The organism is Escherichia sp. MOD1-EC4550 (assembly GCF_963876935.1).
GTDB lineage: Bacteria > Pseudomonadota > Gammaproteobacteria > Enterobacterales > Enterobacteriaceae > Escherichia > Escherichia coli_F.
Window position 1 is genome coordinate 200,672 of record NZ_CAWNSE010000007.1, and the last position, 13,843, is coordinate 214,514.

General features: G+C 40.6%; 11 protein-coding genes. 6 read left to right on the forward strand and 5 right to left on the reverse strand.

Features of this window, described 5'->3' with window-relative positions; all coding sequences use genetic code 11:
• The first annotated feature begins 448 nt into the window (after positions 1-448).
• From AACU19_RS04515 to AACU19_RS04535, 5 genes are all read left to right on the forward strand, one after another.
• On the forward strand, positions 449-1,870 hold the full coding sequence (locus AACU19_RS04515) for a type III effector (RefSeq protein WP_105278735.1): 1,422 nt from the start codon (positions 449-451) through the stop codon (positions 1,868-1,870).
• A gap of 301 nt (positions 1,871-2,171) precedes the next feature.
• Positions 2,172-2,705: a fimbrial protein gene (locus AACU19_RS04520; RefSeq protein ID WP_000759928.1), complete on the forward strand. Its 534-nt coding sequence runs from the start codon at positions 2,172-2,174 to the stop codon at positions 2,703-2,705.
• Between the two features lie 49 nt (positions 2,706-2,754).
• On the forward strand, positions 2,755-3,438 hold the full coding sequence (locus AACU19_RS04525) for a fimbria/pilus periplasmic chaperone (RefSeq protein WP_105278736.1): 684 nt from the start codon (positions 2,755-2,757) through the stop codon (positions 3,436-3,438).
• Positions 3,439-3,450: 12 nt separating this feature from the next.
• On the forward strand, positions 3,451-5,901 hold the full coding sequence (locus AACU19_RS04530) for a fimbrial biogenesis outer membrane usher protein (RefSeq protein ID WP_105278737.1): 2,451 nt from the start codon (positions 3,451-3,453) through the stop codon (positions 5,899-5,901).
• 12 nt (positions 5,902-5,913) lie between these two features.
• Positions 5,914-6,873 carry a fimbrial family protein gene (locus AACU19_RS04535; RefSeq protein WP_105278738.1) on the forward strand — a complete coding sequence of 320 codons (960 nt, stop codon included), beginning with the start codon at positions 5,914-5,916 and terminating at the stop codon, positions 6,871-6,873.
• A gap of 37 nt (positions 6,874-6,910) precedes the next feature.
• Here the strand turns inward: AACU19_RS04535 and nhaR are convergent, their stop codons facing one another.
• The 5 genes from nhaR to AACU19_RS04560 all read right to left on the reverse strand — a co-directional run bounded on the left by nhaR (position 6,911) and on the right by AACU19_RS04560 (position 12,942).
• Positions 6,911-7,810 carry a transcriptional activator NhaR gene (nhaR, locus tag AACU19_RS04540; protein WP_001300855.1) on the reverse strand — a complete coding sequence of 300 codons (900 nt, stop codon included), beginning with the start codon at positions 7,808-7,810 and terminating at the stop codon, positions 6,911-6,913.
• A 65-nt stretch (positions 7,811-7,875) separates the two neighbouring features.
• Complete coding sequence (gene nhaA, locus AACU19_RS04545) at positions 7,876-9,042, reverse strand: Na+/H+ antiporter NhaA (protein WP_105271167.1); 1,167 nt, start codon at positions 9,040-9,042, stop codon at positions 7,876-7,878.
• A gap of 251 nt (positions 9,043-9,293) precedes the next feature.
• On the reverse strand, positions 9,294-10,538 hold the full coding sequence (locus AACU19_RS04550; protein WP_105277268.1) for a cytoplasmic protein: 1,245 nt from the start codon (positions 10,536-10,538) through the stop codon (positions 9,294-9,296).
• Between the two features lie 128 nt (positions 10,539-10,666).
• Complete coding sequence (locus tag AACU19_RS04555) at positions 10,667-12,160, reverse strand: sulfatase family protein (RefSeq protein ID WP_105278739.1); 1,494 nt, start codon at positions 12,158-12,160, stop codon at positions 10,667-10,669.
• A 20-nt stretch (positions 12,161-12,180) separates the two neighbouring features.
• Positions 12,181-12,942 (reverse strand): outer membrane protein OmpK, encoded by a 762-nt coding sequence (locus tag AACU19_RS04560; protein ID WP_032183169.1) that lies wholly within the window; start codon positions 12,940-12,942, stop codon positions 12,181-12,183.
• A 611-nt stretch (positions 12,943-13,553) separates the two neighbouring features.
• Here AACU19_RS04560 and mokC point away from each other — a divergent pair.
• Positions 13,554-13,706: a type I toxin-antitoxin system toxin MokC gene (mokC, locus tag AACU19_RS04565; protein ID WP_000809168.1), complete on the forward strand. Its 153-nt coding sequence runs from the start codon at positions 13,554-13,556 to the stop codon at positions 13,704-13,706.
• The last annotated feature ends 137 nt before the right edge of the window (positions 13,707-13,843 follow it).

A 13,843-nucleotide genomic window follows, 5' to 3' on the forward strand; every position in this document is an offset into this window, starting at 1 on the left:
AAGCGGGTTTTTTTATATCTGCGGCTTTTGTGATGCCTGAGAGAACACAATGGCGATTGCCAGAGAGTCAAAAGTTGCAGGTGCTTGCAGACATGCCGTTACACTCTCTGGACTCTTCGTGGCTTAAAAATCGCAGAACCATCGGCTGATACATTCTGAATAAGAATATCTACTCAATCTCCAGACTCCCCTACATAGAATGTGGAGATCGTGATACACATTGAGGTCTTAAACTTAAGATCACTCTATTTTTGAATTAAATTCCTATACTCTTTAACCATCCATAAATATCACTTTATTAAATCTAATAAATTATTAACCACAATCAATACAGGTTAAATACTTATTTATAATGTACTTATTAAAAACTAATGAGCGATTTTTGATAGTAATCACATATACTTTAAAATAAATTAATAAAAAAACTCATCAAATTCAAGGACTGATAATGAAAGATGGTATATATACTTTGCCACATTATCTTTATAAATCAAATATAGCAGATAATGAAACAATAAAGGAAACAAGAAAAGACAATTCATTAAAAATATTATGCGAGTATAAAACAGAGTTAATTATTTTATTTGATGATTTTTTTAGAAGCCAACAGTTACCTAAAATATCTCCAGCACTTCATTTTTTATTTCAACAGACTAATTTGATAGATGCGCATTTTTATAGATGTAAAGTCCAAGAACACACAATCCAACTTTCTTTTTTAAAAGACAAAAACATCACATTACTTAGATTGGATGTTTTTGATGACGTCACAAGTGAATATATTACTGAAGATATTAAGATATCAGAAGATTGCCATGTCAAATTCCTTAAATTTTTAAAGACAAACTTCGATCAGGAAATATACGATCAGTTATATACTCCTGAAATATTTTATGAAGCCTGCAAAAAAGTTCAGTCATTTTATGATCATCAGGATACCTTGCTAAACAGAAAATACAGAGAAATAGACAAGAAAAAAGGTTATCTTAGCAAGGAACTCAAAAAGCTAATTAAAATGAACACATACCCTGAGTTATACAATGGGCAATATCAAAAAATCCCTTACTTATCCATCGATGTTAACCAAGATATAACATGGCAGAATTTTAAAACTAGCAACACAGCATATTCACAGCTTTGTGAAAAATTATCATCTTTTAAAATTACGACTAATCAATTAATACAAAAAACAGCTTGCTGCACAACTGAAAAAACGACCACCAATAAATTTAATGTTGTCTTTTCTTACGACGGATATTATATAAAGGAATTTATACTTTTATTACCCTATAATAAATCCATGGAGATTTATGAACTTAACAAGCAAAAAATCCAGTACTTGACTGCTCCAAATATTAACATACATAAAATATTGCTATCAAACTTAACGATAGAAAAGAGCAACCTGACATATGGTTATTATTCCACTTGTATATTATCAAATATATCATGCTTTGAAAGTGACTTATCAAACACAACCTTTTTCAATGGAGAAATAAATAATCTTTTCTTAAAAAAATGTAATATATTTGGAGTATTCTTCATTAAAACAAAAATAAAAAACCTTCTCTGTGAAGATATTATGCCTGTTCGATGGACCACTCAACTTGTCAATAAGTACTTAGGTAACATATATACAGGAGTATTCAAAACACTGGGAAGTATTGATGACAAAGCGTCTCGTTTCGAAATTTTGATTCCATTGGTTCAAACATTAGTTCGCGACAATGTAACGCTAAATAATGATGTGTATCAAGAATTGAGTAAGTATATGCACGATTACGACAAAACATCTCCGGAAATGAGTAAATACCTTCAGAGCATCAATGAAAGTATGTTCCTTATGAAAAACATAGTTCACCAAGATTAAAATACTCAAAGAAAGAAGTAATTTCAGAATGAAATTGTCTGTGATGATTATTAATACACTGCAGAGAAATAAAAAACAATCTGAAGCATGCTCTGAAACATCCTACTCTGTCACTCTAATGATGGCACCTTGCTCTTCTTATAAAGAAGGGAACAATTAAGAATATTAAATTTTCAAAGCTTCATCAACTTCACATCAAGAAATTAAAAAATTTAAACATTAATCTAAATAATAACAACCTGATCACATAATCGGGTTTGAAAAAGAGTGACCTTCCATACCAGTTAATTAAGGATGATTTATGAAAAAGTATATTATTCCCTTCGTTGCGACAACGTTGATGTTTAGCGCAACAACCTTCGCCAAGGATGTCGATCAAGGAACGCTAACCATTAGAGGAGAAGTTGTTGATACAACGTGTTACTTTGTTAATGGTGATTCGACAACAGATATCGTTGTCGAAGATGTTGTAACCAGTGCAATGAATCAACTTATCAATAATGAAATCTATACTTTAAAAACCGGTTCAACCTCTCATGACTTAGAAATTCAGTGTGACGGCAATACAGCCCCAAGTATCGAAGTGCTAGCATCAGAGTTTGATGCTAATAACTTTACGCTGAATAAAGGAACTGCTGAGAACATTGGCTTTGCCATTTTCCTCGATGATGGAACTTTGACCAGAATGAGACCGGGGTTAAAAACACCGCTGAAAGATAATGGCTCTGGTCAATATTTTCTTAATTTAAATGCACAATATGCCCGCACAAGTGGCAATCCTGTTACAAAAGGCTCCGTAGAGTCAACCGTAACGATTAAAATCAGTGCTGATTAACGTTTTTTGCCGGTAGCTCTGCTACCGGTATTATTTACGGAGTGATTACGTGAGAATAATAACAGCATTACTGATGTCATTTTTTGTTTTACCTGTTCATGCTGGTGTGGTCATCTATGGTACGCGCATTATTTATCCTGAAAAAAACAGAGAAGTTCTCGTACAGTTAATGAATCAAAGTAAAAATGCCTCTTTAATTCAGGCATGGATCGATGATGGGAACACCACTATCGCGCCAGAAAAAATTCAGGTCCCATTTATTCTCACACCGCCAGTAAGTCGTGTAGTAGGTGGTTCCGGCCAACAACTTAAAATAAGAAAAATGCCAAACAATTTGCCTCACAATAAAGAAAGTTTATTTTATCTAAATATTCTGGATATCCCTCCAAACAACCCACAAAATGCAGGAAAAAACAAAATTAAGCTTGCATTGCAAAACCGTATAAAGTTACTTTGGCGTCCAAGCGGAATCGCTCCAGTAGATAAAAAAAGCTTTTCTCAATTAAATATCAAAAAGAAAAATAACGCCATCTCAATAAACAACGAAACAGCCAACTGGATAACGATTACAACTATCAAAGCACAAAACGTGAAAGTTAATAATGAAAGTATCTTACTACCTCCATTTTCGAACAACGACATTACATTAAAAAATAACCACGCATCAGAATATGAACTAACGGTAGTTGATGATTACGGGAATAACATCCATAGTAAAATCGCCGCGAGATAACAGGAAAAATTCATGTTAAGGACGACACGATGGGTCGCTGCTATTATTTTTTTGTATTCTTTTCCGGGTTATGCTGAAGAAACTTTTGATACGCACTTCATGATTGGCGGCATGAGAGGAGAAAAAGTTTCCGAATATCGTTTCGATAATAAACAACCGCTTCCAGGAAACTACGAACTTGATTTTTATGTAAATCACCAGTGGCGTGGGAAAAAAGATATCACGATCCCAGAGTCACCAGCCAAACCATGTCTGCCTAAGGTGCTGCTAACCACACTGGGGGTAAAGAACGATAACCTCAATACAGAAGATAATTGTATTTTACTGGATGAAGCGGTTCATGGTGGACAATATCAGTGGGATATCAGTGAACACCGACTAAATTTAACAGTACCACAGGCGTATATCAGTGAACTTGAAAGAGGCTACGTTCCCCCAGAAAGTTGGGATCGCGGCATTGATGCTTTTTATACCTCCTATAATTTAAGTCAGTATCGCTCTTATGACAGCAATAATAACAGTAATACAGCCAGTTATGGCCGGTTTAACAGCGGATTAAATTTATTTAGTTGGCAGTTACACTCTGATGCCAGTTATAGCAAACCTGATGATATGAAAGGCAAATGGCAAAGTAATACTCTTTACCTGGAACGTGGCTGGTCGCAAATATTAAGCACAGTTCAGATAGGAGAAAATTACACATCCTCACTCATATTCGACTCTCTGCGATTTAGCGGAATACGCTTATTTCGCGATATGCAAATGCTACCTGATTCTATGCAAAGCTTTACACCTTTAGTACAAGGTGTTGCGCAAAGTAACGCCTTGATAACGGTTTCGCAAAATGGCTATACCATTTACCAAAAAGAGGTTCCCCCAGGACCATTTACTATCGCAGATTTGCAACTTTCGGGCAGCGGCTCTGATCTCGATGTCAGCATTAAGGAAGCAGATGGTAGTGTTCGTTCCTTTTTGGTGCCCTACTCTTCCGTGCCCAATATGCTGCAACCTGGTGTTTCAAATTTCGATTTTATCGCCGGACGCAGTCAGATATATGGTGTCAAGAATCAGGAGGACTTTCTCGAGGCAAATTATATATATGGCCTCAACAATCTTTTGACACTTTATGGCGGTACGATTTTATCCGATAACTATAATGCTATAACTCTGGGAAATGGTTGGAATACACCGCTGGGAGCAATATCTTTTGATGCTACCCGATCGAGTAGTAAGTTAAATAATGATACCAGACACGAAGGTACGAGCTATCAGGTCGCCTATAATAAATATCTATTGCAAACGGCTACTCACTTTAGCGTGGCCGCCTGGCGTTATGCTTCGCAGGATTACAGGACATTCAGCGACCATCTTTACGAAAATGATAAAATAAATCATCAGAGTGACTATGACGATTTTTATGATATTGGCAGAAAAAATAGCCTTTCTGCCAATATCATGCAACCTTTATCCAATAATCAGGGAAATGTATCATTAAGTGCGCTTTGGCGGAATTACTGGGGGCGAAGTGGAAATGCTAAAGATTACCAATTCAGTTATTCCAATAGCTGGCAACACATCAGTTATACTTTCTCTGCCAGCCAATCCTATGATGAAAACGACAAAGAAGAGGAGCGTTTTAATCTGTTTATCTCCATTCCTTTCTACTGGGGGGATGATATTGCCAAAACACGTCACCAAATTAACTTATCGAATTCGACCTCATTTTCCAAAGATGGCTATTCCTCCAACAATACTGGAATTACTGGCATAGCCGGTGAACATGATCAGTTAAATTATGGTATATATGTTAATCAGCAACAACAAAATAATGATACCTCGCTTGGTACGAATTTAAGCTGGAGAACTCCCATCGCCACAATAGATGGCAGCTATAGCCATTCTAAAAACGCCTGGCAAAGTGGTGGAAGTATTAGTAGTGGATTAGTTGTCTGGCCCGGTGGTATTAATATAACTAACCAGTTATCCGATACATTTGCAATTCTGGATGCGCCTGGGTTAGAAGGCGCGCATATTAATGGACAAAAATACAACCGAACAAACAGCAAAGGCCAGGTTGTTTACGACCTGATGATACCTCATCGTGAAAACCATCTGGTACTTGATATAGCAAACAGTGAAAGTGAAACAGAATTGCAGGGCAATCGTCAAATTATTGCGCCTTACCGTGGAGCAGTTTCTTATGTGCAGTTTACAACTGACCAACGTAAGCCCAGGTATATACAGGCACTGCGTCCCGATGGATCGCCATTAACCTTTGGCTATGACGTACTGGATCTCCAGGAAAACAATATTGGAGTCGTTGGCCAGGGTAGTCGCCTTTTTATTCGCGTAGATGAAATCCCCACTGGCATAAAAGTTGCTCTCAATGATGAACAGAACTTATTCTGTACTATTACTTTTCAACACGTCATCGATGAAAACAAAACATATATATGCCAGTAAAAGGAGTTTACTATGAAGTGGCTTTTATTAATCACCTTGAGTCTATATTCTTTTATTGTGCAGAGTGCTCCCTGTGCAGTGACCAATGTCGGTGAACAACGTGGAACATATATACTCAAGCCACTGAGTATGAAAGGAAATCTAACTGCCGAGAAAATTGAAAACACCGAGAATATCATTGAGTGTGCAGACTTGCAAGAGACGACCAACGCCATTAAAGTTCATTTTTTAACACAGAACGCTTTAAGGTTTAAAGTCGGAAGTCGTCATTACATTATTAATTTCCCCTTTGAATCTGACGGTAAAAAAATAGAGCTTCCAGGGAAGTTATCTTATAATTTAGAAGAAATGCTATCTGCGATAAATTTCACCATTCCATATTCTATCGCATCTGTATCAGATAGTTCTAACACCGCAGACATTTTTCCAGGAACTCCTTTTCCTTTGTTGTTCGAAATTGAAGTGAGTTCATGTACAGGGAATAATACTAATTGTAATAGCGTCCGCTTTAATTTTAATTTAAATACTATTTTACAGGTAAATTTAATGACCTGTGGTTTTGAAGATCAATCTATCGACACTGGACGATTTGTACTGTCTCGTATCAATAATGAAAATTATCAGTTTCATCATATAAGATTTGACTGTATCCAGGGTGAGCAAGGTGAATTAGTTTTTGAACCCAGTGATGTTGAATATTACTTTGAGCCAGTGACGATACAGGATTCAGGAACCAGCATATTAAAAAATGAGTTAGAAAACAGTGAGGACGGTGCGGGTCAAATAGGCTTTCAACTTTCCAATGATGGTACGAATGAAATGCAGTATGGTAAAAGCAATTACTACTCTTTTCAGCATCCCCATGAAGGAAGTAATCAGATTCCTCTATTTATTCGCCCGCGTACATATGGAAACAATGTCTCAAGCGGGCAAATAATGAGCCGAGTCAAAATCGTGGTAATGTACAACTAATCTATCTCCCCCACCTTAACTTTGGGGGAGCTGCCGATTAACGTGCCGCTGGGCTAAAAAGCGCAGAATAATCCGTATTGCAGATTCGCTGTACCGCCGGGTGCTGAATCATCCGCTCAGCAAAAATAGCATGGTACTCTTCCATTACATTTTCTACGCGACCAATTTCCACGACAGTTTTATCGGCATAAAAGTCATATGCATAAAGCGTTGGAGCAACGAAGATTGCATTGTGCATCGCACCAAAAGCTTTCATTAATGCGGCATCATCAAACTCGCCGAGGATTTCTACATTTAATCCCTGGGAGTTAAACCAGTTAAGCAATTTGCGTCCTAACATTGAACGCCGTCCAGGAATCAAAAGCCGCCGTTCTTCCAGACAAGCCGGGAATGGTTTTTCCGGTGGTGGATTTGTACACCAGAAGCTCACGCCACATTCGCCAATTCTCACGGAGAACAGGCCTTCCTGCTGCGTAGAATCTATCGGACAGTCGGAAATGATCATATCCAGTTTATGCTGGCTTAATTGCTCCAGCAGCATTTCGTGGGTGGATTCGAAGCAGCGAAGATGAATCGGCTCGCCTTCTACCACTGCGGCGTTAAGTACGCTACTGACCAGGCGTTTAGAAAGTGCATCAGCCACGCCAACGTCAAACAATAAATTGGATTCTTTGCGATAGTTCACGATATCCAGCATTTCCTGGCTTAAGGTGAACATTTTATCGGCATAGCGATAGACCAGCTCTCCCAGCTCGCTGGGTTCGAGACCACGTCCCTTGCGCTTAAATAATTTGCCTTGCAGGCGCTCTTCCAGCGCCCGAATCTGTCCGGTAATGGTTTGTGGTGTTAAATAAAGCGCCTCCGCTGCGCCAACCACGGAACCTTCTTTATAGACATGCCAGAAGTAATACAAGTGGTTGTAATTGATATGAGACATGCTCATTTCTCTCCCTGATAACAATGAAAAGGGAGCCGTTTATGGCTCCCCGGTAAACCGTCCTGTCAAACTGATGGACGCAAACGAACGCGTAACCAGCTGTATCCAATTACCGCCGAAGAGATAGAACCGACCAGGATACCGAGTTTCGCCCAGTTAATCAGTTCTGGATCTACGCTACCAAAGGCAAGGCTGGCAATAAAGATAGACATAGTAAAACCGATACCGCACAGGATCCCCACCGCCATAATTTGCTGATAAGTCGTTCCCTCAGGCAGATGCGCCAGTTTCAAACGCAGCGCCAACCAGCAGAACAGACTAATCCCCAGCGGTTTGCCAATCAGCAAGCCAGCGATGATCCCCAATGGCAGAATGGAGGTCAAGCCATCCAGCGTGACGCCTTGCAGTGAAACGCCAGCATTAGCAAATGCAAACAGCGGTAAAATCAGATACGCCACCCACGGGTGCAACACATGCTCCAGTCGCTTCGCTGGAGAACGCCCATGCTTCTCTTTCAAAGGAATAAAGAAGCCGACAATTACCCCCGCCAGGGTTGCGTGAACCCCCGATTTCAACACCGCAGTCCACAACACCACGCCAACCAGAATATAGACGCCCGTGCGGCGTACACCACACAAATTCAATACCGCGAGTACCGCAATTGCTACAGCCGCGACACCAAGAGAGGCCATCGATAAGTCATTAGTGTAGAACAATGCGATGATAATGATGGCCCCAAGATCGTCGATAATAGCCAGAGCCATCAAAAAGATCTTCAGCGCTAACGGAACACGACTTCCCAACAGCGCCAGCACACCAAGTGCAAAGGCAATGTCAGTAGCCGCCGGGATCGCCCACCCTTCGCGGGTAATCGAATCGGCATAGTTAAAGGCAAGATAGAGTAATGCCGGCACAATCATCCCACCAATAGCGGCGATAACTGGAAATGCGGCCTGGCGTAAGCTGGCTAGCGATCCTTGCATCAGTTCACGTTTAACTTCCAGACCGACTAACAGGAAAAATACCGCCATCAGCGCGTCATTTATCCATAACAGCATGTTTTTGTTGATTTCGAGTGAACCAACCCGGAGCTGAACCGGCGTCTCCAGAAAGTCGTGATACCATCCACTGGTTGCGCCGCTATTGGCCATAATCATCGCCAGGATAGCGGCAATGATAAGAATAATGCCTCCCGAGGCATCACTGCTAAAGAATCGATGCAGATGTTTCACTTTTTATTTCTCTTTCAGGTGAATAGATCGTTTTTACTATTTTACCCCGCACGAATCATCGTTAAAATCAGATTATAGTGTAGGAGTAATTCGTTTTTTACGAACCATTGAAGGATTTGTGCCATCAGCGATGAGATGAGTTTTTGACGGCTGTAAGCGCTCACGAGTGACCCTAAGCCCTGATAATCATAGCTTAAGGTTAGGATTTCTGAGGGATTAATTAGGAAAAGTAATAATAAAATCGCACTGTGCTATAGCTGTTTATTCCAGAGATGCTTGAAAATATCTAATGTTGAGACAACATTGGCAGGCGACATTCGGTTTAATGAGAGTAGAAAGGGATGAGCCTCCAGGAAGTTGATAAAACGAGTCGCGCTTGCTAACGTCGAATACCGCATTTCATTTGCTTTCTTGTTTCCTGTAAGGTTACAAACAGCCATTGAATAATCACGGGCGGAAAATGCACGCCAAACATTATTTCTCACGCCACCACTCAAAAACAACCGCGGCGGCGTATCATAATGAGTCGTTTTCTCGCCGCGTTCTTTCACAAATGAAATATGGCACCGGCCTTGATGAATATGCTGTAAATTAGCCATTAGACAACCGCCTAATATAAAGCACTCGTGATCAAGGTAGTGTTGAATATTTATAGAATATGCTTCAGTCAGTGCTCTAACCAGTTCAAAATGGCGATACGCCGGAAGAACCGGTTTCACCAGCATCCCCGGATCGTTTTGATGTAATATCGCCCGACCATAATCAATATCAAATAAGGTATCACGCCGCATAGTAAGTAACTCCTTGCGTTGTACGTGATGCGCCAGTGTACCTGGAGACAAACGCTCTTCATAACTTGATGCATATTGATAATGCGACTCTACCGCTGATGAAGAATAATTTGTTGAAATAGCGACGACTCTACCGCTTTGTTCTTCTGCGGTAACAAGACTATAAAGATAGTTGTTACTACCGTTAAACTTTACGCGAAAAGCGCGGGTAGCGAGAGAAATATCAGAAGCAGAAGAGTACTGGCAACTTTCTTTATAGTTTACTTCCCGGGCTAGTTTCATCAACTCACGGTTAAGCCCTGTGCTATTAAGAAGTAATAATTTACGGATATCTGCAAGTGAGGCCCCTTGCTCAATCATCAATGCTAAATGTGTTCTTCGCGGCGTTGTATTTACATGATCCAGAGTGATAAAAGTTCTGGAACAATGATGATAATACATTCTCCTCTGGCCTTGTGCAGAATATCCATATTTTTTGAGGGACGTGCCTCCGCAAGTTGAACATTGGCAAATCAAACCTCTCCAGGAGTGATTCACAATATTACGATAAATATTAAGCGACTGTTCAGATATCACTGGAAACAAGTAACCACATTCACGGCATAAAATATTTTTACCCTGTGCGACATAATCCTGGCTATTCAGCACCCCCAGGTTTTTACATCCTGGTGTTTTGCAACAATCAACATTTACGTTGGTAAACATATCCACTCCCTGCGAATAGCCGTATCTTGATATTGTTCAACGCGAAATGAACCTGATTCAATGCGTAGCACTGAATCAGGCGGGCATAGCCCTAAATGGCATACATTACATTTATTATGATTATCAGGTTAGCCCCAGGTCACTGCTTCTGGTTTATCACCCCTGGCTTTCATTAATGAATCATTATCAATATCGGCTTTATACTTTAAGAAATTACCATACATTTGTTTTTCAATGTCTGGATTTTTACCTATCTGATTAATGGTCTCAAAACGATCGGTTTTGAGGTTGTATAGGTACTTTGGCTTATTGTTACGATCGATGATCATTTTCCAGTCACCATCACGTATCGCCCATTCGTCGGTTGGATCATCCTGGAATGGCATGTCAATTCCGAAGATTAATGGCTTTTCACGTTTTAGCGCCTTGTTCTCAAGGACAGGAACCAACGATTCGCCATCAAAAGTGCGGTCCGTCGGTAATTTGAAGTTCATCATTTTCGCCAGCGTAGGCATCCAGTCCAGACCATAAACGGGAGTATCTGAAAACATTCCCTTTGGAAGATGCTTTCCGTATTTAATAATCGCCGGAACACGGATGCCGCCTTCCCAAAGATTATCCTTGCGACCACGTAATCCATCAGTTTCCCCTGCCAAATTCAGTTCATAAACTTTACGTGCTTCACGGGTTACTGGGCCGTTATCACTGGTAAAAATAACGATGGTGTTATCTTCTTCACCCATCGCTTTGATTTTATCCAGTACTTTTCCAACCTGAGCATCCAGATAACTGATGTTGGCATAATATTCCCCCACACCACGCCAGGGTTTATCCGCCCAGTCGCCATAAAATAAATCAGGATGCTGCTTCTGATACGCGCTCATATATTGTGAGTACATGTCGAGGTATTTTTTGGGCGAAGCCAGGGGGCTATGCACTTCGGTAAAAGCGACATAAAGGAAGAAAGGCTTACTATCCTTTTTGTTATCCAACCAGTTAACGACTTCCGAACTGACATACTCACCACTCATTTTATCGGCACGAGGTGTGGGTTGCCCGTTACGCAACCAACCCGTCGGATACACCATGCCAAAACGGGGACGCTCCTTCGCATTATCCAGAATAGCGTCGGTAACAAAACCCGCCGTATTAACCAGTGAGTAATCAAAGCCCATATCTTTTGCCTGAGTCTGATCGGTACGATCGCCGCCTGCATTCAGATGCAGCTTACCCATCATTGCCGTGTCGTACCCTTGCGCTTTGAGTAGATTAGCAATCGTGAGTTCATTACGCCCTAATGCCACATCTTTTCCCGTTGGTATCCATGAACGTATGCCGGTACGAAATGGCATCCGCCCCGTTAATAACCCCGCTCGCGAAGGAGAACTTAAGGGAGCTGGGGCATAGTAGTCAGTAAATTTGACGCCCTCCTGGGCAAGCCTGTCAATATTGGGGGTTTTAACGATCTGATGACCATATGTTGCTAAATCGCCATAACCTAAATCATCCGCCATAATAATGACTAAATTAGGTTGTTTAGCCTCTGCGGCTAAGGCAGGACTAAAAGCATTCCCTGTGCAAACTGCAAGGCCGATCAAACTGGCCATTAACGTTTTCTGCATAATTATTCCCTGATAAAAAATTAGAAATCATAACCAAGCATATAAATCATTTGATCGCCAAAGCCATCGTAGCCCAGCTTATTATCGAAATAACGCCACGTCACACTGGCTTTCCAGCGAGGATAGAACTTCCAGGCAATAGTTAAACCGCCATTTAACCCGTTCCGGCCAAATTGCTGCTCCGTGTAAGCATCGTTCCTGTCCAGTTCTATTTCATTCCAGTTAGATAAAACAAATTTTTCGTCAAATAACATAAATGGCAATACTGCTGTCCAGCCAACAACATAACCATTCCAACCATTCGTTTGACCATATTTAGCTGATACGTAGTCACCAGATTGATTATGTAATCCAATATACGGTTTAAAAAAGCCCCACTCGCCGTTCCAGCCGAGGTAACCGAATCCATAAAACATGTCCAGATCGTCACCCCATGAGTTATCCCATTGGCCATAAATTTTGCCAAAGAATGTCATATCAGAGTCAAAGAGTCTGACATGCGTCATTGCTGAAACCGTATGATTTCTCCCTGCTACAGCATGATTGAGTACATTACTTTCATAAAATGAGTAAAATTCTGCTTCTTTAAAATTTACCCCAAAATCCGCAGTCACTTTCCATACTTCACCACGGTGAGTATTTACAAATCCACTATTCCAGTCTGCATAACCTGCATTTATTGAGCCAAAGGAACCTTTATATTCTAATGAAGAATATGCAGGAAGATGATAGAAAATCGTTGTCAGGGCACACGCAATAAGAAGCCGTCTTTTGGCAGACATATAATATGCTCTCCATTCATTGTTTTTATGGTTCCATAGAAATCAATACATCAGATAATTTATTTTGATTAAGAACGACTCAGAAAGTATATTTAAAGGTGAATGGCAAAGCGTGATGGAGATCGCAGATTACTTTTACCCCCGGGTGTGGAGGTATCGTGTTTCAAAAAGTGTGTCGATTTTAAATATCACTCATTGATTTATAAACATTTTTCCTCACAAAAAGAAAATTCAATTCTGTACAAGAATATTTTGTATCTTCTATTACTTTCTCCAGTAATCACTCACCATTCAGGCATAACTTAAACCTCTTGTTCATAATCTCAACTTTTGTAAATGAAAACGCACATAAGAGTTAAAATAAACAATGTACTAAAGATTAATTACGCAAAAATGCGAGGCGTCTTCAGGATTAGAATCGATAAAACAGAATGGGTTAAAGAGAGCGATATAATAGCGGCGGGTGCTTGAGGCTGTCTGTCTCAGGCATTAGCTGAACGGCAGATAGAGAAAAGCCCCGAGTGATATTTTACCATCAACCCGAGGCCCCCTATATGCAGAACACATGTAGAGTGCCTCTTACTGACCGTAAGGTCAAGGAGAAGAGAGCAATGAAGCAGCATAAGGCGATGATTGTCGCCCTGATCGTCATCTGTATCACCGCCGTAGTGGCGGCGCTGGTAACGAGAAAAGACCTCTGTGAGGTTCACATCCGAACTGGCCAGACGGAGGTTGCTGTTTTCACGGCTTACGAATCCGAGTAAGAGCAACGGCGGGGGGGGGTTCCCCCCCCCTTTCAGGGGCTCGCCTATCTTCAAACCACCCCATTTTTTCCCCAACCCGCCCCCACGCCGGCTTTTGGGGGGGGTTGCGAGTCAGGGCCTGCAAAAAAATCTTCACA

Excerpts from the sequence above, each read along its gene's own strand:
- AACU19_RS04515 (WP_105278735.1), top strand. The coding sequence starts at position 449 with ATGAAAGATGGTATATATACTTTGCCACATTATCTTTATAAATCAAAT.
- AACU19_RS04520 (WP_000759928.1), top strand. The coding sequence starts at position 2,172 with ATGAAAAAGTATATTATTCCCTTCGTTGCGACAACGTTGATGTTTAGC.
- AACU19_RS04530 (WP_105278737.1), top strand. The coding sequence starts at position 3,451 with ATGTTAAGGACGACACGATGGGTCGCTGCTATTATTTTTTTGTATTCT.
- AACU19_RS04535 (WP_105278738.1), top strand. The coding sequence starts at position 5,914 with ATGAAGTGGCTTTTATTAATCACCTTGAGTCTATATTCTTTTATTGTG.
- nhaR (WP_001300855.1), bottom strand. The coding sequence starts at position 7,810 with ATGTCTCATATCAATTACAACCACTTGTATTACTTCTGGCATGTCTAT.
- AACU19_RS04550 (WP_105277268.1), bottom strand. The coding sequence starts at position 10,538 with ATGTTTACCAACGTAAATGTTGATTGTTGCAAAACACCAGGATGTAAA.
- AACU19_RS04555 (WP_105278739.1), bottom strand. The coding sequence starts at position 12,160 with ATGCAGAAAACGTTAATGGCCAGTTTGATCGGCCTTGCAGTTTGCACA.
- AACU19_RS04560 (WP_032183169.1), bottom strand. The coding sequence starts at position 12,942 with ATGTCTGCCAAAAGACGGCTTCTTATTGCGTGTGCCCTGACAACGATT.
- mokC (WP_000809168.1), top strand. The coding sequence starts at position 13,554 with ATGAAGCAGCATAAGGCGATGATTGTCGCCCTGATCGTCATCTGTATC.